The sequence below is a fragment of the Ignavibacteriales bacterium genome, assembly GCA_016709765.1.
In the GTDB taxonomy this organism is placed as follows: domain Bacteria; phylum Bacteroidota; class Ignavibacteria; order Ignavibacteriales; family Ignavibacteriaceae; genus IGN3.
Genome location: JADJMD010000010.1, coordinates 49171 through 71164, shown reverse-complemented (window position 1 = coordinate 71164; position 21994 = coordinate 49171). Strand labels below are relative to the sequence as shown.

General features: G+C 32.9%; 31 protein-coding genes and 2 pseudogenes. 29 read left to right on the top strand and 4 right to left on the bottom strand.

Annotated elements, in window-relative coordinates; genetic code table 11:
* The first annotated feature begins 26 nt into the window (after nucleotides 1–26).
* The 7 genes and pseudogenes from IPJ23_05945 (at nucleotide 27) to IPJ23_05915 (ending at nucleotide 4531) form a co-directional block, all read left to right on the top strand.
* Nucleotides 27–269 carry a hypothetical protein gene (locus tag IPJ23_05945; GenBank protein MBK7630228.1) on the top strand — a complete coding sequence of 81 codons (243 nt, stop codon included), beginning with the start codon at nucleotides 27–29 and terminating at the stop codon, nucleotides 267–269.
* Nucleotides 262–1020 (top strand): hypothetical protein, encoded by a 759-nt coding sequence (locus IPJ23_05940; GenBank protein ID MBK7630227.1) that lies wholly within the window; start codon nucleotides 262–264, stop codon nucleotides 1018–1020. The genes IPJ23_05945 and IPJ23_05940 overlap by 8 nt, the downstream gene beginning before the upstream one ends.
* 52 nt (nucleotides 1021–1072) lie before the next feature.
* Nucleotides 1073–2008, top strand: a complete 936-nt coding sequence (locus tag IPJ23_05935) for a UDP-3-O-(3-hydroxymyristoyl)glucosamine N-acyltransferase (GenBank protein MBK7630226.1) — start codon at nucleotides 1073–1075, stop codon at nucleotides 2006–2008.
* Nucleotides 2009–2055: 47 nt separating this feature from the next.
* Nucleotides 2056–3115: pseudogene (locus tag IPJ23_05930) on the top strand (nucleotidyltransferase family protein).
* A 46-nt stretch (nucleotides 3116–3161) separates the two neighbouring features.
* A complete protein-coding gene (locus IPJ23_05925) occupies nucleotides 3162–3581 on the top strand; it encodes a hypothetical protein (protein MBK7630225.1) in 420 nt (139 codons plus the stop codon).
* Between the two features lie 177 nt (nucleotides 3582–3758).
* Nucleotides 3759–4046, top strand: a complete 288-nt coding sequence (locus IPJ23_05920) for a hypothetical protein (protein ID MBK7630224.1) — start codon at nucleotides 3759–3761, stop codon at nucleotides 4044–4046.
* Nucleotides 4047–4084: 38 nt separating this feature from the next.
* A complete protein-coding gene (locus tag IPJ23_05915) occupies nucleotides 4085–4531 on the top strand; it encodes a hypothetical protein (protein ID MBK7630223.1) in 447 nt (148 codons plus the stop codon).
* Nucleotides 4532–4910: 379 nt separating this feature from the next.
* On the opposite strand, the gene IPJ23_05910 is transcribed toward IPJ23_05915, so the two are convergent.
* A complete protein-coding gene (locus IPJ23_05910; protein MBK7630222.1) occupies nucleotides 4911–5306 on the bottom strand; it encodes a hypothetical protein in 396 nt (131 codons plus the stop codon).
* A gap of 76 nt (nucleotides 5307–5382) precedes the next feature.
* Between IPJ23_05910 and IPJ23_05905 the strand changes: the two genes are divergently transcribed.
* The 22 genes and pseudogenes from IPJ23_05905 (at nucleotide 5383) to IPJ23_05800 (ending at nucleotide 19274) form a co-directional block, all read left to right on the top strand.
* Nucleotides 5383–5640 (top strand): hypothetical protein, encoded by a 258-nt coding sequence (locus IPJ23_05905; GenBank protein MBK7630221.1) that lies wholly within the window; start codon nucleotides 5383–5385, stop codon nucleotides 5638–5640.
* A 168-nt stretch (nucleotides 5641–5808) separates the two neighbouring features.
* Nucleotides 5809–6042 carry a hypothetical protein gene (locus IPJ23_05900; protein MBK7630220.1) on the top strand — a complete coding sequence of 78 codons (234 nt, stop codon included), beginning with the start codon at nucleotides 5809–5811 and terminating at the stop codon, nucleotides 6040–6042.
* A gap of 96 nt (nucleotides 6043–6138) precedes the next feature.
* The gene (locus IPJ23_05895) at nucleotides 6139–6372 is read left to right on the top strand and encodes a hypothetical protein (protein MBK7630219.1); all 234 of its coding nucleotides are present in this window, start codon (nucleotides 6139–6141) and stop codon (nucleotides 6370–6372) included.
* Nucleotides 6373–6513: 141 nt separating this feature from the next.
* Nucleotides 6514–7197: a hypothetical protein gene (locus IPJ23_05890; GenBank protein MBK7630218.1), complete on the top strand. Its 684-nt coding sequence runs from the start codon at nucleotides 6514–6516 to the stop codon at nucleotides 7195–7197.
* A gap of 23 nt (nucleotides 7198–7220) precedes the next feature.
* Nucleotides 7221–8057, top strand: a complete 837-nt coding sequence (locus tag IPJ23_05885; protein MBK7630217.1) for a hypothetical protein — start codon at nucleotides 7221–7223, stop codon at nucleotides 8055–8057.
* A complete protein-coding gene (locus IPJ23_05880; GenBank protein MBK7630216.1) occupies nucleotides 7997–8128 on the top strand; it encodes a hypothetical protein in 132 nt (43 codons plus the stop codon). Before IPJ23_05885 ends, IPJ23_05880 begins: the two co-directional genes overlap by 61 nt.
* A gap of 418 nt (nucleotides 8129–8546) precedes the next feature.
* Entirely contained in the window at nucleotides 8547–9011 is a 465-nt protein-coding gene (locus tag IPJ23_05875) for a hypothetical protein (GenBank protein MBK7630215.1), read from the top strand.
* On the top strand, nucleotides 8948–9295 hold the full coding sequence (locus IPJ23_05870) for a glycosyltransferase family 4 protein (GenBank protein MBK7630214.1): 348 nt from the start codon (nucleotides 8948–8950) through the stop codon (nucleotides 9293–9295). The genes IPJ23_05875 and IPJ23_05870 overlap by 64 nt, the downstream gene beginning before the upstream one ends.
* A 212-nt stretch (nucleotides 9296–9507) precedes the next feature.
* The gene (locus IPJ23_05865) at nucleotides 9508–9807 is read left to right on the top strand and encodes a hypothetical protein (protein MBK7630213.1); all 300 of its coding nucleotides are present in this window, start codon (nucleotides 9508–9510) and stop codon (nucleotides 9805–9807) included.
* Between the two features lie 66 nt (nucleotides 9808–9873).
* Nucleotides 9874–10080, top strand: a complete 207-nt coding sequence (locus IPJ23_05860) for a hypothetical protein (GenBank protein MBK7630212.1) — start codon at nucleotides 9874–9876, stop codon at nucleotides 10078–10080.
* A 104-nt stretch (nucleotides 10081–10184) separates the two neighbouring features.
* Entirely contained in the window at nucleotides 10185–10331 is a 147-nt protein-coding gene (locus IPJ23_05855; protein ID MBK7630211.1) for a hypothetical protein, read from the top strand.
* A gap of 21 nt (nucleotides 10332–10352) precedes the next feature.
* Nucleotides 10353–10649 (top strand): hypothetical protein, encoded by a 297-nt coding sequence (locus tag IPJ23_05850; GenBank protein ID MBK7630210.1) that lies wholly within the window; start codon nucleotides 10353–10355, stop codon nucleotides 10647–10649.
* Between the two features lie 134 nt (nucleotides 10650–10783).
* Entirely contained in the window at nucleotides 10784–11332 is a 549-nt protein-coding gene (locus IPJ23_05845; GenBank protein ID MBK7630209.1) for a hypothetical protein, read from the top strand.
* A gap of 182 nt (nucleotides 11333–11514) precedes the next feature.
* Nucleotides 11515–12174, top strand: coding sequence for a zinc-binding alcohol dehydrogenase (locus IPJ23_05840; protein ID MBK7630208.1), 660 nt, complete (start codon nucleotides 11515–11517; stop codon nucleotides 12172–12174).
* A 102-nt stretch (nucleotides 12175–12276) separates the two neighbouring features.
* A complete protein-coding gene (locus IPJ23_05835; GenBank protein MBK7630207.1) occupies nucleotides 12277–12516 on the top strand; it encodes a hypothetical protein in 240 nt (79 codons plus the stop codon).
* A 306-nt stretch (nucleotides 12517–12822) separates the two neighbouring features.
* Nucleotides 12823–13491, top strand: coding sequence for a hypothetical protein (locus IPJ23_05830; protein MBK7630206.1), 669 nt, complete (start codon nucleotides 12823–12825; stop codon nucleotides 13489–13491).
* Nucleotides 13492–13497: 6 nt separating this feature from the next.
* Complete coding sequence (locus tag IPJ23_05825; protein ID MBK7630205.1) at nucleotides 13498–14688, top strand: delta-aminolevulinic acid dehydratase; 1191 nt, start codon at nucleotides 13498–13500, stop codon at nucleotides 14686–14688.
* A gap of 259 nt (nucleotides 14689–14947) precedes the next feature.
* Nucleotides 14948–15772 carry a DUF354 domain-containing protein gene (locus IPJ23_05820; GenBank protein MBK7630204.1) on the top strand — a complete coding sequence of 275 codons (825 nt, stop codon included), beginning with the start codon at nucleotides 14948–14950 and terminating at the stop codon, nucleotides 15770–15772.
* A 148-nt stretch (nucleotides 15773–15920) separates the two neighbouring features.
* A pseudogene (gene wecB / locus IPJ23_05815) lies at nucleotides 15921–17113 on the top strand (UDP-N-acetylglucosamine 2-epimerase (non-hydrolyzing)).
* Nucleotides 17114–17644: 531 nt separating this feature from the next.
* Entirely contained in the window at nucleotides 17645–17788 is a 144-nt protein-coding gene (locus IPJ23_05810; GenBank protein MBK7630203.1) for a hypothetical protein, read from the top strand.
* Between the two features lie 264 nt (nucleotides 17789–18052).
* A complete protein-coding gene (locus IPJ23_05805) occupies nucleotides 18053–18256 on the top strand; it encodes a hypothetical protein (protein ID MBK7630202.1) in 204 nt (67 codons plus the stop codon).
* Nucleotides 18257–18449: 193 nt separating this feature from the next.
* Entirely contained in the window at nucleotides 18450–19274 is an 825-nt protein-coding gene (locus IPJ23_05800) for a hypothetical protein (GenBank protein MBK7630201.1), read from the top strand.
* 697 nt (nucleotides 19275–19971) lie between these two features.
* Here the strand turns inward: IPJ23_05800 and IPJ23_05795 are convergent.
* From IPJ23_05795 to IPJ23_05785, 3 genes are all read right to left on the bottom strand, one after another.
* Nucleotides 19972–20433, bottom strand: coding sequence for a hypothetical protein (locus IPJ23_05795; protein ID MBK7630200.1), 462 nt, complete (start codon nucleotides 20431–20433; stop codon nucleotides 19972–19974).
* 207 nt (nucleotides 20434–20640) lie between these two features.
* On the bottom strand, nucleotides 20641–21381 hold the full coding sequence (locus tag IPJ23_05790) for an O-antigen ligase family protein (GenBank protein MBK7630199.1): 741 nt from the start codon (nucleotides 21379–21381) through the stop codon (nucleotides 20641–20643).
* Entirely contained in the window at nucleotides 21363–21956 is a 594-nt protein-coding gene (locus IPJ23_05785) for a hypothetical protein (GenBank protein MBK7630198.1), read from the bottom strand. The genes IPJ23_05790 and IPJ23_05785 overlap by 19 nt, the downstream gene beginning before the upstream one ends.
* Nucleotides 21957–21994: the final 38 nt, after the last annotated feature.

Below are 21994 nucleotides of genomic sequence, written 5' to 3'. Positions count from 1 at the left end.
TTAAGCTAAATACTAATTCTAATATTTTGCACAACGTTATAATAAAAGATTATACTACAGTAGCCCCTAATGCAGTAATTTTGGGAAATGTTGAGATTGGTGAAAATTGCTATATCGGTGCAAATGCAACTATACTGCCAAATATCATAATAGGTTCTAATGTAACAGTTGGTGCTGGCGCTGTGGTTACTAAAAATATAGAGTCTAATAATATTGTAGTTGGTAATCCAGCAAGAATACTTGAAGGTAAGGTAAGCAAGTTTGAATAATTTAGAAAAATATCGTTTTACTGATTTTACCTTAGAGAAGTATAAAGAATTCCTATTACTTGCTCTTGATAATTTTTCCTTCATTAATTTTAATGATAACTTAGAAAAAAAAAGTATAATTCTCCGGCACGATATTGAATTTTCGTTACCAATTGCTTATGAAATGGCAAAAATTGAAAATGAACTTGGAATTAAATCAACTTACTTTTTACAATTACATTGTGACTTCTATAATGCTATCGATAAGGACTCTTATAATATTATAAATGAAATAGTAAAACTTGGACATAGTTTAGGGTTGCACTTTGATGCACATTTCTGGAATGTACAAAATGAAGAACAATTGGAAAATTATTTAATTATCGATAAAAGAGTTTTAGAAACATATTTCAAGATAAAATTGAATGTCTTTTCATTTCATAATACCAATAAATTTATTTTATCTTGCGAAAAAGATAAATATTGCGATATGATCAATGCCTATTCGAAGTACTTTAAAGAAAAAATTGGATACTGTTCTGATTCAACAGGTTATTGGAGATTTGAAATTTTACCCCACCGTTTAAGTGAAGCAAAAGATGATTACTTACAAATTCTAATACACGATGGTATGTGGCAAAATGAGGTGCTACCACCAAGAAGACGAATTTACAAAGTAATAGATGATAGGGCTAATTATTTAAAGAAATTTTACGATGAAACCCTTGTTAAATTCGGCGCTAAAAATATTGATTGGGATGAAATATTATAGAATGGTAATTGAAAATTATTTATACAACAATTAATAAATTAGGAGATATCTTTTGAAAAATATATCTGTGGATGAGTTGTTACCTATGCTTGGTAGTGATTATAATATTTTTGGAAGTAAGACTTATTTTTTTAACAATGTAAAGCCATCAGAATATATTGATGAAAATTCACTTGACTGGGTAAATCCAATTAAAAAAAATAAATTGGAGTACATTAAGCAATCAAAAGCTAAAATTATTTTATGCGACGCTTCGATTAAAATTGATGATGAATTAATTAAAGATAAGTGCTTAATAGTAGTTGAAAATCCAAAGTTAACATTTCTTAGAATAGCAAATAAGTATTTTACTAACCAGTTAAATATTGGAATACATAAAACTGCTGTTATTCATCCCGAAGCTAAAATAGCTAAGGATTGTTATATAGGGCCCTTAACATACGTTGGTAAGTGCGTAATTGACTCCGGAACTATAATCCATGGTAATTGCTATCTATATGATAATATAGTTGTAGGGAAAAATGTTCTGATACATGCAGGAACTGTTATCGGTGCTGATGGTTTCGGATACCAAAGAAGTGAAGATGGAAGTTTTGAAAAATTTCCACATATAGGCGGAGTTATTATAAAGGACAATGTAGAAATTGGATCTAATACGTCGATTGATCGCGGTGCTTTAGGTAACACAGTTATTGGTGAAGGTGCTAAAATTGATAATTTAGTTCACATTGCTCATAACGTTGTGGTGGGCAACCATTCTGCAGTTATAGCAAACACTATGATAGGAGGCAGCACAATTATAGGAGATTATACATGGGTTGCTCCTTCAGTTTCATTACGTGATCAAATCAGTATAGGCACTAAAGTTACTGTTGGTATGAGTGCAGTTGTTACAAAAAGCATACCTGATGAGGAAACATGGGCTGGATCCCCTGCAAAACCTCTTGAAGAATTTTTAATGATTCAGGAAAAATTGAAAAGTTTATAAATAAAGATTATTCGTTAGTTAGAATACTTCAAAAGATTTTATTAAATATGAATTATAATAGTATAATACAAGAACGTATAATAGATGACAACTACTCGATATTGAAGTCACTAAAAAGATGGATGCAATAAACAAAAAAATTATTGCTTGTATTTAGAGAAGATAAATTTATAGGTGTAATTAGTATTGGCGATATTCAAAGATCAATAATTGCTAACCTTCCATTCGATACCAATATCATAAAAATAATGCGTAGTGATTATATTTTTGCTAACATATCTGATAATAGAGCTAAAGTGATTGAGCTTATGAAAATACACAGAATAGAGTGTATGCCTGTACTTGATGATAATAAAGATTTGGTTGATGCATATTTTTGGGATGATGTTTTCGATAATGAAATTGATAAAGACGGTATAAAACTGGATCTACCTGTAATAATTATGGCTGGTGGCAAAGGAACAAGATTAAAACCACTAACTAATGTTTTACCTAAACCTTTAGTGCCTTTGGGTAATAAGACTATTGTAGAACTTATAATGGATAAATTTTGTGCAGTTGGCTCGTGCAATTTCTATATATCTGTTAACTATAAAGCTGAGATGATAAAATATTATTTAGAAAGTTTAAATAATAATAACTATAGTATAGAATATATAGATGAGGAGAAGCCACTTGGAACTGCTGGAAGTCTACATACATTGAATGGAAAAATCAATTCAACATTCTTTGTGTCTAATTGTGATATATTGATCGATCAAGATATATTTGATATTTATGAATATCATAAAAAATATCAGAATGAAATTACCGTAGTAGCCGCCCTGTTCCACTATCATTTACCCTATGGTATTTTAGATACTTCCGCTGATGGTATTCTAAGATCACTAACTGAAAAACCAGAAATAACTTTTAAAATCAATACAGGGTTTTATATTTTAGAGCCGCATTTACTTAGTGAAATACCCAACAATGAATATTACGATATTACTTCCCTTTTGATTAAACTTAAAGATGAAAATAGAAAAGTTGGCGTATTCCCAATAAGTGAAAAAATCCTGGTCCGATATCGGGGACTTAAAGGAATATATTAAATACTTATTATAATAATCAATTCTGAATATTTACTTTTATAAATAAAAGGTTTAGAAAGGTGTTTGAAACGCGTAGTAGAAATACTTTAAATGACAAGGGCGCTATAAAGATTACTCTGCTGAGTTTAACCGCATTGTTACTTGGCCACTTAATGCTCACAACCATTATTCCTAATGTTATTTTAAATTTCATAGGTTTAATGATTTTAGTTGCCTTTATCTACTTAAATACACTAAAGAAAAAGGACATCTTTTCTTTCATAATGGTAATATATTTCTGCAGTACATTCCCATATCTTTCGTCTAAAGGCGGCGGATTCAATATGGTAAGCTTGGTATGTATTTTATTGTACTTAATAAGCTATGGTAGAATACCAGGTGAAAAAAGAAATAGTGATAAATGGTTTAAATATTTCGTAATAATACTTATTAGTAGTTCTATTTTAGGATGGATATTTAATTATACGGGCGCGGATTGATTTTATTTATAGTTTATTAAGTTTTTCAGGAATGATATTATTATTAATAGTATCAAGTCGAGTGGAGATAACGCGAGCAAGGATTAAAGTATTTCTACAATTAAACTTAGTACTAATTGTTTATTCTACTTTGCCAGCTTAAATAAGTACCTCCATATTATTACATACGATACTCCTATGCTGCCGATTTATGGTTTTAATGAAGGATATTTTGAAGGAGGAGGTATTATTGGCAGTTCCCCACTATACGGTGAACACAGCTTAGTATTAACGATGCTGTTTGCAGTTTTAATAATGGATAGATCTCTGATTATAAGTAAACGTATTCTTTTAGCGGGTATGGTAATTTCTTACTTAAATATATTTATGTCAATATCCAGATCAGTGTTTTTATTATCAGTGTTTGGGCTTATGTTTAATAATTTTCTTCAGTACAAAATAAATAAAGTAAATGTACAAAATTAGTTTGACTGTCGTTTGCACTTTTGTTAATTTCCGGATTATTGTCTTATCTAATTCAAGCATTTCAATTAGGCTATGTATATGAACGCGTAGGACAAATAGAAGAAATAAACACCAAGTCTGGTGGTATCAGTATAGATAGAATTTTGGATGGCAGCGCTTTAAACCGTGAGACTGCTTTTAGAGTCAGTAGAGAGAAATATGAGAGCAAAGGTTCATGGTTGGTCGGTTATGGATGGGGTATAACAGAGAATAACCGTGCTGCATTTTATGTTGATACTGACATAGAACGAGGCAGCGCACACTCTCAAATTTATGCAACACTTTTTATTTTGGGATGGCTAGGTTTTATTGCCTATTGGGGTTTACTGATAAGGATAATTTATAAATCGTATAAATTTACAGCTAACCAGAATATTGACTACGCAAGAAGATTATTATCTTTTTCTTTTTTATTGCCTTCATTCTATTCATATTCAATGAGATAAAGGTTGATAGCATTAGTTTTCCACCCTATTTTAGTGTAACTATAATCTGGATGGGTCTAGCTTATTCTAGCATTAATACAGCATCCAAAAATGTTTCCAGCAAAATAATTGGTTATAAGGTCTAAATTGAAAGAACATTTATTAAGTAAAGATTTAAGAGGATTATTTTTTAATAAGCATTCCTTCAACTTGTCGCTATTGTTGCGATTAATAGTAAGTTCATCATATTGTTATATACTTATGAAATTAAAAGGTATAAGCTTCAAACAAAACTGCAGATTTTACGGTATAACTAAATTTTATAGAGCAGTTAATTCTTCAATATCATTAGGAAAGAACCGTAGTTTCCGCTCTACTGCTACATCTAATCTTATTGGCATTAATAGACCTGCATTGTAAGTACATTACTTCCGGATTCACAAATTATTATTGGGGATAATTGCGGTTTTAGTGGCACTGTTATAGGTGCATTTACTAGCATTACAATTGGAAACAATGTAAGCTGCGGTGCTAATACACTAATTACCGATTCCGACTGGCATTTAGACGATCCACGGAGCGGTAAACCCAGACCAATAGTAATTGAGCAAAATGTTTGGTTAGTGAAGATGTAAAGTTTTAAAGGTGTTACAATAGGGGCAAATTCAGTAATCGGTGCTGGTAGTATTGTAACAAAGGACATTTCAGCAAATGTAATTGCAGCTGGTAATCCGGCAAAAATAATCAGATCATCTACACCACTATGAACATTGTTTTTTAGTTTCATCTCAGCCATACCCGTTTGCATGGCTGGCCAAACGAATAAGATTATTTGCAGAATATTTGGCTGAAACAATAATGTAAAAATTATAGTGACCGGTAGAAATAATGACAGGAATGAGGTTAACGGTAAACATAATGATGTTGAATGGGAGTTTGTTCATTTTAATCGTTTTCAACTTTTATTCGGATGGATTAATATAAAATCAATATTGAATAAAAATTATGTTTATAATACACCAAATGTGCTTATGCTCTATGATGGCATTGGGTTAACAAATGTACTAGCTGCGATTATTGGACGTAAATTGGGTTATTCAATTTTTACAGATATTGTAGAGGGATTATAATGTAACTAATGAGTTAGAAAGTATAGCGCGCAAGTTTTTAATTCGCGTTAATTATTTTATAGATAATAAAATAAATCATTTTGTTGACGGAATAATAGTAATCTCAAAAATTAAAAGAGAAGTATCTAAGTTTAGGAATTGTCAATCAGAAGATAGCACTAAATACAAGTGAGTGCAGAAAATATCAAGTATAATTTGGTTAAAACTCCTAAACTAAATAATACATTTAGGTTTCTTTATAGTGGCAGCTATGGTGTTAAAGACGGGATTGATATACTGCTAAAAGCATTTATGGAACTTTCTAAATTCTATCCAGCAATCGAATTGATACTGTCTGGTAAAATAAACAGTTCAATTAATAAAATTATTCAAGACATTTCACAAATTAGGTTTGTAGATTAATTCCTGACACAGAATATTACCAATTTATAATGAATGCTGATGTTTTATTAATGACAAGAATTAATTCACCCTATGCTAATGCAGGATTTCTTTAAATTGGGTGAGTATTTAGCAACAGGCAATCCAGTAGTTGCAACCAATGTTAGTAATATCACTGACTATCTGGAAGCTGACAAAGACATAGTTTTAGCAAAAGCCTCTAATGTTGAGTCTTTGAAAGATGTAATGGAGTTTTGTATTAATAATTTTGCTGAGTTAAAAGGTGTTGGAATAAATGGAAAACTGAAATGCGAAAAATTCTTAATCCCGATACTAATGGTAAAAATTTAGAAACATTTATTAATAAAACTTTAAAAACAATCCAATAAATGTGCGGTATAACCGGTATTTTCATTTTGATAGCTCAAGACATGTCAGCAAAAGTGTTCTTAAAAATGACTGACATCGTAATTCACCGTGGTCCGGATTGCGATGGTTATTAAGATTAATAATAATCTGGGTTTAGGGCACAGGCGTTTGTCAATTATTGATCTATCCACTGGTGAGCAGCCAATGTTTAATGAAGACAAAAGTATTGCGTTAGTGCTAAATGGAGAAATTTATAATTACGTAGAATTGAAGGAAGAATTAATATTTTTAGGACACAATTTTAGAACTACTTCGGATACGGAAGTAATTATAAAGGCATATGAACAATGGGGGTTAAAGTGCCAATCAAAATTCAATGGTATGTGGGCTTTGCATTATGGGACAATAGGAAACAGCAATTATTTATTTCCCGTGATCGTATGGGGAGAGAAACCTCTTCATTATGCGACTTGGGATAATACATTTTTACTTGGTTCCGAAATAAAATCCTTATTTGAATATGGATTACCTAGAGAGCCGAGGTTGGAGTTTTTAGAAATATATTCAGTGCTTAAAAATATTCCGGCTCCTTTTACTTTTTTTAAAAATATAAATAAGTTAATGCCCGGCCATTACTTGATAATTAATTCTTCGGGTGTTAGGGAAGATAAATATTGGGATTTACCAGTAATTGATGAAAATGATATGCTAACTGATCGAGAACATATTTATGAAGAGTTTTCATCTCTATTCCTGAATTCCATTAAACTAAGAATGCGCAGCGATGTGCCTTTGGCGCATTCTTAAGCGGTGGTTTAGATTCGTCTACCATCGTGGCTTTGATGTCTGAAATTTCAAGCTACCCCGTTAAAACATTTACAATTGGTTATGATGAAACTGAATATGATGAAAGTAAGCTAGCTGCCCTTGTTGCTGATAAATTTAAGACTGAACACTTTGTTGGTAAAGTACAGCAGGCTAGTTTTGAAGAAACGCTAGATAATATCGCGTTTTATTATGACGAACCATTTGGCGATTCATCTGCAATACCGACTGGATATGTATCTAAATTTGCATCAAACAATGTTAAAATGGTTTTAACCGGTGATGGTGGGGATGAGGTTCTTTCGGGTTATCCGGCTTACCAGGGTGTTAGATTTGCTGAATTATATGGGAGATTGCCACAGATAATCCAAAAAATAGTGCCGATGGGATTTAGTTTATTAAATAATATTTCATCGGGTAGTATTCGCTATAAAGCTCAAAGATATGAACATTTATTAGTTTCAGCTTCAAAGGATTTTAACAGTAGATTGTTAGAAAAACGAGCTAAACCTGATTTGAGTTCGATACGTTCAATTATTAATCCTGATATCTATACCTGGCCCATAACAGAGTTTATAAATGAATTTATGAGTAAGTGTACTTATAAAAATGATTTTTATAAGCTGATGTACATGAATTTTAAATATGATCTACCAAATGACTATTTAGTAAAAGTTGACCGTATGAGTATGGCATATTCTTTGGAAACCCGGTTGCCTTTTTTGGATCATAGACTAATTGAGTTTATGATAAAAGTCGATAAAAAAATAAAAATGAACGGTTGGGAAAGAAAAAGTATCTTAAAAAATACCTGGCAAAAAAATTACCGGAAGAACTATTGAGGGCGCCCAAAAAAGGCTTCAGAGTGCCTGTACGTGAATGGTTTAAGACAGATGAGCTCAAAATAAATTAAGATTAATTAGTAAAAATGATATTTTTAATACTGCAGCTTTTAATATACATAGTTAATGATAACGCAACCGGATTAAGATGACCATGGTAATTTATTGTGGAGTTTAGTGGTTTTAGATAAAGTACTATCATATTAATTTGTCAAGTGCTGAACTTATTTTAATAGGTCTAATCATCTTAGTTATTGTAGAATTTACTTAAAACCAAATTTGATACTTAATTGAATAAAAATATACTCATTTTAGTTCCAGGCGAAGATGCAAGAGGTGGCATAACAAACTACTATCAATCTATTAGAAAGCACTTACCACCCAATGTTCACTACTTTGATACGTGGGTCACGTAACTGGCCAACACACAAAAATTTTGTGCAGGAATTATGGAGAGGCATATCCGATATAATCAAATTTTTAGAAGTGTTGAAAATAAAAAATATCCAATTAGTTCAGACTACAACCTCCTTATCCTCAAGGGCGCTTCTGAGAGACGGTATATATATTCTATTAAGTCAAATATTTAAGAAAAAAGTAATTGTTTTTTTCAGAGGTTGGGATTACAATTTTGTAAAAAAAATTTCCGGATTAAGATTCTCAGTATTTAAATATATTTACTTTAAAACTGATGCGCTGATTGATTTATCAAATGAAAATAAGCAACATTTATTAAATTGGGGTTATGATAAAAGCATTTATGTTGAGTCAACAGTATTTGATGATAGTATAGAAAATGCAGTTACAATAGAGTCCATTACCCAAAAGTTTTCAAGTGCAAGTGAAAAAACAAACATACTTTTTCTTGCAAGGGTGGAAAAGGAAAAGGTATATATGAGGCTATTAAAGCTTACGCAGACATTAATAATTATAAAACTAATTATAGTTTTATAATTGCTGGTGATGGTAAAGAATTAGAAAGTGTAAAAAGCTATGTTTCTGAAAATGGAATAGAAGGAATTGTGTTCACAGGTTTTCTAACTGGTGTAAGTAAAATAAAGGCTTATCTTGATGCTCATATATTTTTATTCCCAACTTATAATGAAGGTATGCCCAATTCAGTTCTTGAAGCAATGGCATGTGGCTTACCAGTGCTGAATACTTCTGTTGGCGGGATACCTGATATTTTTATAAATGAAGTGAATGGATATATTATTGATATAAATAATATACCATAGAAATAACTAGCAAGCTTATAGCTTTCAGGAATAACAAAATGATGATGCAAGAAATCGGGGTGTATAATTTTTAGATACGCGCGGAATAATTTCTCAGCTAAAAAAGTAGCTTCAAGAATAATTAGTATATTTGAAGAAACTCTTGGAAGTTAATTATATTATGTGGTATATTTGGTTATGTAGGCAATGATCTTAAATCTTTTGATAGTGTGTTGTTAACTTTAAAGCACAGAGGCCCCGACCATAGTGGATCCTATTCGATACAATCAAACAACAAGCATATTTATTTAGGACATACTCGATTAAGTATTGTTGATTTATCTGCCAATGCTAACCAGCCTATGGTATCATCAGATCAGAATATTGTTCTAATTTTTAATGGTGAGATTTATAATCATAATGAATTAAGAGTAAAATTTCTTAAGGATGAAAATTTTATATCAACTTCGGATACAGAAACAATATTAAAACTGTATCAAAAGCTTGGTATAGAATTTATCGGTTTGTCTTAATGGTGATTTTGCTTTAACTATTTACGATAAAAGATTAGGGGAAAAATATTTGTTTTCAGAGATAGATTGGGTGTAAAACCATTGTACTACTATAAAACTGAAAATGTATTTCTATTTGCTTCAGAAATAAAAGCATTAGTTGCTGCAGGGATTGAGAAAAAATTGAGCAAGGTCTTAATGAATATTTTATTTTTAAGTATGTACCCGAAAACAATACATTGCTTGCGAATGTTTACAGGCTGCAACCGGGGTATTTTATTACACTGGATCTAAAATCTTTTGAAATTAATATCAACCCGTATTGGCAACTCAAAAAGAAATCTGAATTTTCAAAATTGAGTTACAAAGATGCTAAAGCCCAATTGGGATATTGGTATTTGAAGCAACATAAATCTCGATTAATGTCCGATGTACCATTAGGTACTTTCTTTTCAGGTGGTCTAGACTCTTCCATTATAGCATACCATTTAAGGATCATAAAGATATTTTACATTATTCAGCAAAGAAGAATAAAGATGATTTAAAAAAAGAAGGTACTATATCAGATTATTTTACGCGAAAAATTCGCAAAGGAGTATTCGCTTAATCTAATACCTATTGATATTGGTATTGATGAATTAAATGTAGAGCTAATAAATTCAACGACTTACTTTTCCGATGATCTAATAGCGGATGGATCACAAATACCCTCTTTCTTGATAGCGTGGGAAGCCTCAAAACGAACAAAAGTATTGTTATCAGGTATGGGCGCTGACGAATTGTTTTTGGTTATGCAGGTCATCAACTTACTTTATTGGCAGGTTATTTTGATAATATGCCCAAATTTTAAAATCGTTGAGTAGTAATTTTTAGGAAATTTAAAAGCTGGTCAAGGACACTTGAAGGCTTTAAGCGTTATCTTCAGAAGTTTGGGCGATATGCTAACAATCCTCTTCGGTATGGATTTTATAACATCGTTGGTGATCTTGAAAATTCAATGTCTGTTTATTCAACGTCAGGTAATAACCCATTACAAGTGTTCAGCAAATATTTCGAAAATGATAATGATGCTTTTGATAACATCTCTGCTTTTGAGTTTAATAACTTCCTTGTAAAAAAATTTACACACATAGATAAAATGTGTATGGCTAATTCAGTAGAAGCACGCGTTCCTTTCTTGGATTACAATTTGGTTGAGTTTGCTTATTCTCTACCACGTTCTTATAAAATAAGTGCAACTGGTAGAGGTAAACGAATATTGAAAGACATGGCATCACAGTATCTCCCTGATTATATTATTAAACGAAGAAAAGCTGGTTTTGGTATGCCTCTGAGGAGTATTTTTAGTGATGGCAATAAAATAGATTCATTAATTGATTATGAAATCATGAGTGACATAAAAAACTTTTCAATTGATAATACAAAAAAAATTATTAAAAATCATATAAATGGATTAGAAGATAACCCAGCTCTAATTTTTTATTCAATCATTTCATTTCAGATTTGGTATAAGAAATTTATGGAAATTTTAAAATGCATCAACTAACGCAAAATTAAAAGACTGAAAATGGAACTGCTTGAAGTTCCATTACCGCTTTAATGGAAAACAATATTTTAGTTCTGTAATCATTATTCAGTATTAGTGCAGGCACCGAAGGCAAAACGGTTAAAGATGCAAGACTTGACATTGGCAAGCAATGTCCAGACAAAAGGAAGGGAAGCAGGTAAATGAGTCAATTAAAAGCAGGGTGTTGTTCAAACGTATCAGATGGTAATGGGCAAGCTGGATTCCCTTCCCTCACCGGTTACTCTTGTGCTGGTGAGGTAATAAGTGTTGGTGCTAAAGTATCTGATATTAAAATAGGTGACTTTGTGGCTTGCGGTGGTACGGGGGCCGCGCACTCAGAATATGTTTCTGTATCAAGAAACCTGTGTGTTAAATTATCCGGCTCAGGAAATTTAGAGTTTGCAGCATTTACTACAGTCGCTTCAATAGCTATGCAGGGTATAAGACAAGCTGATCTTAGATTGGGAGAAAACTGTGTTGTTATCGGGCTGGGCTTAGTTGGTCAGATTACAATGCAATTATTAAATGCGGCTGGTGTTTTTCCTATAGGTATAGATGTGGATGAAAGACAGGTTGTATTAGCAAATAAGATTGGCATAGGAAAATCTTTTGTACGCAAGAATACCGGGCTTGAAAAAACGATTTATGAACTGACAAAAAGTTACGGTACAGATTCAGTTATTATAACAGCGGCTACTTCTTCAAACGATCCTGTTGAATTAGCAGGCAGACTATGCAGACGAAAAGGCAAAGTAGTAATTGTGGGTGCCGTACCAACAGGTTTTACACGGGAACATTTTTATAAAAAGAGCTGGAATTAAAAATGTCCTCAAAGTTATGGTCCTGGCAGATACGATTCTAACTATGAAGAAAAAGGTATAGACTATCCTATTGGTTATGTAAGGTGGACTGAAAACAGAAATATGCAGGCATTTGTTGAGTTATTGGATACAGGTAAACTTAAGATGGAGAGATTGATAACACACGTTTATGATTTTGAAAAAGCGACCGATGCTTATGATATGATATTAAAGAAGGAAGAGCAGTTTGTGGGTGTGGTTCTTAAATATGATGCGAAAAGTGAGAAAAGTAGAAGGAGAGGGAAAACGGATGAATCAGTTTTGCATCTAACAGTAGGCAGTCTTCAAAAACCCAGATACTAAACTACCCACAACTTACTACCCACAACACCTAAAATAGGTTTTATCGGTGCAGGTAGTTTTGCTCAGAATTTTCTGTTGCCAAACTTAAAAGGTAAATGTGAATTTGTGAGTGTAGCAACATCACGCAGTCATACTTCAAAAAATATTGCAGATAAGTATGGATTTGGTACAGCAACCGGTAATGCAGATGAAGTTATTAAGATGAAAATGTAAATACTGTTTTTATAGCCACACGGCATAATCATCATAGTATGTAATAAAAGCACTGAAGCCGGTAAAAAATGTTTTGTAGAGAAACCACTTGCAATGTCAGAAGAAGAACTAGAAATTATAAATTCAAAATTCATAATTCAAAATTCAAAATTAAGAATAATGGTTGGGTATAATAGAAGATTTGCGCCAGCAATTGCAAACATTAAAAGCGAATTAAGTGATGATTTACCAAAAGCTATTAACTACAGAATAAATGCAGGTACAATTCCAAAAGAACATTGGGTACAGGATAAAGAAATTGGCGGCGGAAGAATTATTGGTGAGGTTTGTCATTTTATAGATTTATGTATTTTTATAGCTGGATCACCAGTTGAATCAATTTCGGCTGAAGAAATGGAAACTTCTGATAGCCTGATGGATACTATCAATATCAATTTGAAGTTTACCAATGGCGGGATTGCCAGCATATCCTATTTTTCTAATGGTGATAAATCCCTGCCAAAAGAATATCTGGAAGTTTTCAGCGGTGGTAAAGTTATGATTCTTGATGACTTCAAAGAACTAAAGATATATGGGTCTAAGCTAAAGACTATTAAAATTAAGAAGCAGGATAAAGGTCACGCTGCTGAAATTAATATGTTTATAAATTCTTTAAAAAATGGTCTTCCCTCACCTATTCCGTTTCGTGATTTATATTTAAGTAGTCTGGTAACCTTTAAAGCAATAGAGGCTATTAAAACAAGGACAGTTATAAAAATTTAGATAAAAATGAAATCATTAAATGAGGCGTTTGAAAAGCTACAAAAGTATATAGAACAGGAAAAATATAAAGGCTGGGATCCTTATGATGCTCTCTCTTCACCGCTTTTTAAACTTCCATTTTTTAATTCTAACAAGTTTATAAGATTTGGTGCACAACAGTTTGTTAAAAGATCACCATTTAACTTAAGACAATTGTTAAGGATACCAAAAGGATATAATCCTGTTACTCTGGGCTTAATGCTGCAAGGTTACTGCTATTTAATGAACAATGAACAATTAAAAATTAAAAATTTAGAATTAGAAAGTAAGATTAACTTTTTAGTGAATGAGTTGGAGAGATTACAATCTAAGGTTTACTCCGGCGCTTGCTGGGGATATGATTTTGACTGGGAGGCACGATATGCAAAAATAGCAGCGTATCAGCCAACAGTGGTTGCAACAGGAATAATTACTAATGCGCTTTATATTTGTTATTCAATAACGGGTAATGAAAAAGCTAAAGAGTTACTTGTTAGTGCAGCAAAATTTGTTTTAAATGATCTAAATAGGACATATATACTACAACCGACAACCGACCACCCACTACCGACCGCCCCCTTCTCCTTCTCCTACTCCCCTTTTGACAAACAGTGTGTATTCAATGCAAGTATGAAAGGTTCAAGACTACTTTCGCAGGTGTACTCAATTACAAAAGAAGAAAGCCTTATAAATGAAGCAAAGAATGCAGTTGAGTTTGTAATTAAGGAGCAAAATCCGGATGGATCATGGTATTATTCAAAAGCAGTATCAGGTAAATGGGTGGATAATTATCATACAGGGTATGTACTTGATTGTCTTGATGAATATCAAAATAATTCAAATGATAAAAAATATAATGAATACATTAAAAATGGGTTTAATTATTACCTAAAAAACTTTTTTGAATCTGATGGCGCACCTAAGTTTTACAACAATAAAAAATACCCGATTGATTGTACGGCTGCTGCACAATCAATTTTAACATTGACGAGATTCGGAAATGAGGAAATTGCTGATAAGGTAGCTGAATACATGATTAACAATATGCAGAATGATCACGGATATTTTTATTTTAGAGGTTATGATTCTAAAACAGAAAAAACATCATTCATGCGGTGGTCAAATGCATGGATGTTTACTGCACTAGCAAAATTAGTTTCGGGAAAACATCAGCTATGAAATATCTTTTTTATTTAGGTCATCCGGCACATTTCCATTTGTTCAGGGAGACTATAAAAGAGCTACGCAATAATACACATTCCGTTGAAATAGTAATTAAACGGAAAGATGTGCTCGAAGACCTATTAGATGCTGGGGGGTGGGATCATAAAAATATATACCCCCATGATAGAAAAGAAACTATGTCATCAGTAGCCATTAGTTTACTGGAAAGAGACTGGGAATTTCTTAAGATAGTTAGGGATTAAAACCTTCATTGATGATTGGCACTTCAGCAGAAATTACTCACATTGGCAGGCTTTTGGGTATTCCTTCAATAGTAGTAAATGAAGATGATGCAGAAGCAGTTCCGTTATTTTCAAAATTAAGCTACCCATTTGCAACCAATATACTTGCGCCTTCAACCTGTAGTGTCGGAAGATGGATCAAAAAAACTGTATTCTATGAAGGATATCACGAGCTAGCGTATCTTCATCCAAATAGAGTGAAACTGAATGTTTCTTCATCTAACCGAAATAATACTGCGCGCAAATATTTTTTAAGATTTGCAAAATTAACAGCTCATCACGATGACGGTAAAACCGGAATAACAGATGAATTAGCAAATCGAATTGTTAGCAAATTAATTTTACACGGGGATGTTTATATATCATCAGAAAGAAATATTTCGGAAAATCTTGATAAATATAGAATATCAATTCCTCCTGCTGATGTTCTATCATTTTTATCATCATCCGATATTTATATTGGTGATAGCCAAACAATGACCGCTGAGGCCGCAGTTCTCGGAATACCATCAATAAGGTTTAATGATTTTGTTGGTAAACTGGGCTATCTTGAAGAATTAGAACATAAATATGGGTTAACTTACGGCATAAAAACATCTGAACCTGAAAAACTTTTAAGCAAGATTGACGAACTAATAAGTTTTCCGAATATTAAAGAAGAGTGGCAAAAGCGCAGAATGAAAATGCTTGCAGATAAAATTGATGTTACAGCATTTATGGTTTGGTTTATTGAGAATTATCCAAAGAGTGTAAAGGTGCTGAAAGAGAATCCTGAGTATCAGTACACATTTAAGTGAATCGCCAGACGTGAAACGTAAGAAGTAAGTTGTAATAATGAAAAAGGTTTAGCGCTAAATGGTAATTTTAAAAAAAATTAGAACCCATAACTAAGAAACTTGAACAACGAACCAAGAACCAAAAACTAAATACAAACATTTAAAGACAATGAAAATTATATCCGTAGTAGGCGCCCGTCCGAATTTTATGAAAATAGCGCCGATATATAGAGCGATAAACGAAATAGGTAAGACGCTAGACGTTAAAAGTGAAACGTCAGACGTCATTGATCATTGTGCATTGAACATTGAACATTTAATCTGTCATACCGGTCAGCATTATGATGAAAAGATGAGCAAGGTGTTTTTTGATGAACTGGAATTACCCAAACCTGATTTTTATTTGGGCATTGGTGGCGGATCCTTACGCAGAACAGACTGCAAGGATTATGATAGAATTTGAAAAGGTTTTGTTAACAGAGAAACCGGATTTGGTAATCGTGGTTGGAGATGTAAACTCGACTATAGCCTGCAGTCTGACTGCTGTAAAATTAGGGATAAAGGTTGCACACGTTGAAGCTGGATTAAGGAGTTTTGATCGTGGAATGCCGGAAGAGATTAACAGGATACTAACAGACTCTATATCTGATTATTTATTTGTAACTGAACGAAGCGGATTAGAAAATCTAAAGAATGAAGGGATTCCGGATAGTAAAGTATTTTTTGTTGGACATGTGATGATTGACAGTCTGGTCTACTATCTACCGATAGTGGCGCAGAGGGCAGAGCGCTTAGCGAAGGACAAACTTCGCCCGCCCGCGAAGAAGGCCCAGACCACACTCGGCACTATCACTACCCCTACTACCAACTACATCCTTGTAACAATGCACAGGCCTAGTAATGTTGATGATAAAGAAAAGCTTGCGGAGTTAATAAAGATGCTTAATCGTATAGCGGAAAAGCGAAAGATCATCTTCCCTATTCATCCAAGAACGAAGAAATAATATTGAGAAGTTTGGTTTGAGTATTGAGATTTCAGAAAATTTAATTATTACAGAACCGATCGGTTATTTAGATTTTGCAGGGTTGATTAAAAATGCAGAGGTTATTTTAACGGACAGCGGAGGGATACAGGAAGAGAGTACTTATCTTGGTGTTCAATGTGTTACCCTTAGAAACAGTACCGAAAGACCTATTACTGTAGAAATCGGAACGAATCATCTTGTCGGGGATAATTTTGATGAAGCTGAAAGAGTTGTGAATGAGATACTTGCTGGCAAGAAGAAAAAGGGAAAGATACCGGAGTTGTGGGATGGAAAAGCTGCTGAGAGGATTGTTAAGATATTATTAGAGAGATACTAGATCCCGGATACTTGATACTGGATACCTACAAATGTTGAATTTTGAATGCTCAATGTTCAATTGGAGAAGAGCGGAAAAACGCAAGACGTGAGAAGCGAAACGTGAGAGGAAAGAAGCAGGTTCAGAGGCAGGACAATAGCAAGACAGACGATAAACAGGCTCCAGTGGCATAGACAGGCAGTAGACAATATGCAAGAGGCAAAAGGAAAGACGTGAGACGTGAGAGGAAAGATGCTGCTAGTAAATGATAACTAATCACTTTTTAAGTTAACATCTGTTTTTGTAAATTACTTTTTATAATATTGCAAGAGATGAATTCAAAAGGACAAAATAATGGATACAAAATCAGTTTTTAAGGATGCTCTTCTGTTCCCCCCGCTGAAAGATTATTACTAATAGAGATGTTGTCTAAAAGTTAATCAGCCTGATGAGAAAATTGAAAGGGCGATGAATCGAAAACGATATAAAGCATTGGAGGAGAACAGAGTAAAATCAATTTCAATTAATGAAATTATTGAGCGTTACAGATAGATGCAGATTGAATTTATAGAACCTGCTTCAATAGAGTTAGATGATGCTATTGAATATTATGAATTACAATTAAACGGTTTAGGTAAAAATTTGAAGCCCCCACCCGAAAGCAGTGTTAAGAAAATTTCCTTTAGTATTATATAACATTATTTAGCAATAAGATATACATTATTGCTGCCCATCAAAACCGCAGCCAGAGTATTGATTGATCGTGTCTAGCAGTATAGGGCGCAGAGGAAAGTGGAAAACGCAAGACGTGAGAAGCGAAACGTGAGAGGAAAGAAGTCAGTCTTCAGTAGACAATAGACAATAGGCAGTAGACAATATGCAAGAGGCAAGACGAGAGAAGAGAGAGGTGAGGATGAAAACAATGCTCAATTTTCAATTGGTGAAACGGTAAGAAGAAAGATGCATAAGAAGTTTAGAATTGAAATAGCAGTTGTAATTTTTCTTTATGCAATTTTTAGTGTTGTATCATTAGCTACTTTGAACTTTCACATCGATGAGAGGGAATCCCATTTACCAACTGTACAGACTTTTTATGATAATGGAATACCTGGTGCAATTAAGAGAGAGGGTATAAATCGGCAAGCACTCCCCTGCCCTATATAATAGTTTCCACTCCCTAAAAATTTTTAATATCAAACCCTCGTTATTTGCTGTAAGATTATCAAATATCATTATCTCATTGCTAACGATGTTAATATTTGCACAGTTATTAAAAACAGACAACAAAAATTTTATTTACCCTTTGTTGATATTGTTTTTCTATCCGTACTATTTAAAACCTTCATTTGCATTTTTTATGTCTATTTACGGATTGATGTTCTTTTTACTTTTTATTTACCTGGCTGAACGAAAGAGTGCAGGATATATTTTATCAGCGGGGTTAAGTTTAGCGGCGGCTGTTTTATGTCAGCAGTTTTATTTAATTGTGTTTGTGTTTTATGTCGGTTATTTATTTTATAAAGAATATTTAACAAAGGCGGGTACAAAATCAATTTTACATATTATCTATTTTATACTTCCCTTTGTTCTTCCGATGATAGTATTTTTATTGTGGGGCGGTTTAGTTCATCCGGCTTACAGTGCCTGGGGTACAGAGTTTAGTTTGAACAGACTTACTGGTGTTATTGTTACATTAGGGGCTGTATTGTTGCCGTATATGGTGTTTAACATTAAAGAAGATAAAGCAGCGGAATTACTGATTATATTATTTTTAAGTGTATTGCTTGTAGTATTTGCTTTTCCTGTTTGGGTTAACCAGCCTACTGTTGGTGGAATATCAGGCATTACTTTTAATTTTTTAGCTAAGGTGGATGGTTACATAAGTGTTTTATCTTTTTTGTTAAAAGTGCTTTTTTGTTTTGCGGGTATTAGTTCTTTTGTTGTGTTTTTTAGAAAAGCAGATGATAGTAAGTCATGGTTTATTTTCTTGTTATACATTGTACTCGCAATAGGTTTTTCATTAAACAGGCTTCCGTCCGAAAGGCATATGCTTCCTCTTGTTGTAACAGCATATATATTTATTTTTAACCGGATAAATAAGAATAACATTTTGAAGTACTGGCTGGGTTACCAGGTAATTATAGGAAGTGTTTATTTTTATTATATAATGTTTGCGTATTGAAAATGATAAACGTAAAAGGTCAAACGTGTGAAGGAAGAAGTCAGTCTTCAGTCAACAGTAGGCAGTTCACAGTCCACAATAGGAGATGGAAGATTCCAGATGCCAGCAATTGAAGGCAGTGCAGAAAGATGCTGGATACTGGACCCCAGCGGGGTAGTATGCCTGCCTGCCGGTAGGTAGGTTTGTAATCAAATAACCCAATCAAATTAATTAAAACCCCGTAAAGGCGATATTCTGCAATTTTAACCTACCCCGGCCATCTCACGCACAGTAATCGGAACAGGCTATAATTCTTTTAATGTGAGTCAACAAATCTATATCAATAATATTTAAGTGACATCAAAAGAAACGCGTATAAAATTATAAGAGAGGTAGCGAATGGAAGTAAATCTGTTTGAACCTGTTCCTGCAGGTGAGTTATTTTATTCCAGCGAAGTATCAAAATAATTTTAGCGTTTATTTTGTCAGTCTTGATTCTTTGTAACTTTCTTATCAAGAAGAAAGTTAAAATAAATTAATCCATTACCTTTTCATTTACATTTCTTGTTATCCCCGATCCTTCGTCTCACGTCCTTAGATGACATTGCCAATCAGGATTACAAATTGGGATAGGCATAAATGGAGGAGTGATTGTATTTTGATGAGGGTCGATGGTAAATGTCAATCGGAAAACAAATGACGGTTAATCTTAATAATCTTATTCATTTTCTGGTTCGTTCCGGTCTTTACTTCCGTCTGGCACATCTGGCATTTTATCAGCCAATCCAATAAGCTTCGTTCTCACCTGTATGTCATAACTTTCTTCTTGCTGCTCTTTATTACCCTGTATTTTCAAATTTAATTTTTCTTCAAGAACTTTAATTATATTAATCAAATCTTTTTTTTTCATATCTTCATAATTAGTATTGCTAAGCGCATTATATGCTCTGTCAAGTTCTTCAGAAATTTTTTGAGCCCTTGCAATATTTTTAATTCTTTGCTCTGCCAAAAATTGCTCCTCAATAATTTGTGTCACTTCATCAATCTTATCCTTCAATTCCTTGCTCCATTTAATCAATGTTGGTTTACTTATATTAACCTTCTTTGCTATCTCATCAAACGATAACCCCTCCGCTCTTAATTCAATAAATTTTTGCTGCTTTTCAATATTTGCTGCCATATATATTCTCTATATTTACTTTAAGTATTAACTATAACTTCTTATTAGATAATTATTTACGATGCTTCACTAATATAATATTGGGCATAAAATGGTAAAATAATAGTAAAATTTTAGTTCTGCCTCTTCATTCAAAAATAATAATTTTTTTAATAAACTGCCTCATAGTTCTGTTCTACTATTAGCCGCAATTTTCAACAAGCATCGCTATGCATTAAGCGCCTTGCTCTTTGCTCCGTATGCTGCAAAGTATAGCCAGAGAAAACTTTGTGTAGATAAATCCTTTGCCCACATAGCAAGCCAGATTGAGAAAAGAAATGTTATCAGTATGGAGTAGATTGCAATAGTTGATAATCCAGATTTAACAATTGATTTAATAGTTATAAATAGAAATGCACTAAAAAATACCAGCCCAACAATGCCCAGTTCGGATAATATTTCAAGGATGATATTGTGCGGGTACTTACCGGTACGTGTCCATTCAATATTATTATAGCCGTTAAACCCGCCAAATCCTATTCCTAACATCGGGTGCTCTTTAATTATTTCTATACTAAGTTCATAAGACATCAAGCGGACAAGAATGGCAGCATCATTTCCGAAATCAAGATTTTCAACCTTTGTTAAATTTTCAAACCTTTTACCAGATTGTAATTCTGCTGGTGCAATCATAATTAGTAGAAATACAATTGATAAAATGATGATAATAAAGATGGTAGAGAAATAACTTCCTGCCGGCGTTAAAGTGCTGACAGAATCAATCTGTGAATCAAATGTATTATCCTCTGATTCTGCAGCAAGATTGGTTGATGCAGTTCGTAATACATAATAATATTTAAGGGCAAGCGCTATAATAGAAAAGATTATCAGTCCGATAAATGCTGATCTTAACCCTGTAAGATAAGTAAGATAAAGGCCGGCACCATAAACTAAAGAGTATTTAATGATTTTTTTGAGTCAGTTTGAACAAGAGTAAATAAAAGTAAAATTAAAGTTATAAAGCTGCTTATTCTGCCAACAATAGAATGACTCCATCTGCCCGGTGAAAACTTATAAATTGTGGAATGATCAAATGGCTGAAGCCAAAGCACTAACATAAGAAGTACGATAATGATAAAAGAAGAAATAGTTATTATTTTATTAAGTGCATTTGCATTATTTCCGTAAAAGAAAAAATAAACAACTATAACGCCCGGTATTACACTGATAAGAATATTAAGAATTTTATTAAACCCGTATACAGGATTTGAAGAGTATAAAAGCGTTAGTGCAAGATATGCAATTACGAAAAGCATTACGATCAGGATTCTATTAAGCTGTTTGGATTTTATAAATGAGATTACAGGGATTTGATTTAGAAGCAGATGCAAATACAGCAGCATAAGCAGAACAGAAGACGAAATAATCTTCAGCATTAATGAAGTTGAGGTATTGTTTGAAATACCCGACACCACAGTATTAGCAATAAGAGATACTAAAAGTGCGGTTTCAGTAAGATAGTTTTTAGTAATATTAGATTTCATAAGTTAAAAGTTACAAATAAAATTTTTCTGCATATACT

What these genes read in the sequence shown, in the direction of transcription:
- IPJ23_05920 (MBK7630224.1), top strand. Translation starts at nt 3,759, where the DNA reads ATGCTGCCGATTTATGGTTTTAATGAAGGATATTTTGAAGGAGGAGGT.
- IPJ23_05910 (MBK7630222.1), bottom strand. Translation starts at nt 5,306, where the DNA reads ATGGCTGAGATGAAACTAAAAAACAATGTTCATAGTGGTGTAGATGAT.
- IPJ23_05890 (MBK7630218.1), top strand. Translation starts at nt 6,514, where the DNA reads ATGGTTATTAAGATTAATAATAATCTGGGTTTAGGGCACAGGCGTTTG.
- IPJ23_05845 (MBK7630209.1), top strand. Translation starts at nt 10,784, where the DNA reads ATGTCTGTTTATTCAACGTCAGGTAATAACCCATTACAAGTGTTCAGC.
- IPJ23_05840 (MBK7630208.1), top strand. Translation starts at nt 11,515, where the DNA reads ATGAGTCAATTAAAAGCAGGGTGTTGTTCAAACGTATCAGATGGTAAT.
- IPJ23_05835 (MBK7630207.1), top strand. Translation starts at nt 12,277, where the DNA reads ATGCAGGCATTTGTTGAGTTATTGGATACAGGTAAACTTAAGATGGAG.
- IPJ23_05830 (MBK7630206.1), top strand. Translation starts at nt 12,823, where the DNA reads ATGTCAGAAGAAGAACTAGAAATTATAAATTCAAAATTCATAATTCAA.
- IPJ23_05825 (MBK7630205.1), top strand. Translation starts at nt 13,498, where the DNA reads ATGAAATCATTAAATGAGGCGTTTGAAAAGCTACAAAAGTATATAGAA.
- IPJ23_05820 (MBK7630204.1), top strand. Translation starts at nt 14,948, where the DNA reads ATGATTGGCACTTCAGCAGAAATTACTCACATTGGCAGGCTTTTGGGT.
- IPJ23_05810 (MBK7630203.1), top strand. Translation starts at nt 17,645, where the DNA reads ATGCAGATTGAATTTATAGAACCTGCTTCAATAGAGTTAGATGATGCT.
- IPJ23_05805 (MBK7630202.1), top strand. Translation starts at nt 18,053, where the DNA reads ATGCATAAGAAGTTTAGAATTGAAATAGCAGTTGTAATTTTTCTTTAT.
- IPJ23_05800 (MBK7630201.1), top strand. Translation starts at nt 18,450, where the DNA reads ATGTCTATTTACGGATTGATGTTCTTTTTACTTTTTATTTACCTGGCT.
- IPJ23_05795 (MBK7630200.1), bottom strand. Translation starts at nt 20,433, where the DNA reads ATGGCAGCAAATATTGAAAAGCAGCAAAAATTTATTGAATTAAGAGCG.
- IPJ23_05785 (MBK7630198.1), bottom strand. Translation starts at nt 21,956, where the DNA reads ATGAAATCTAATATTACTAAAAACTATCTTACTGAAACCGCACTTTTA.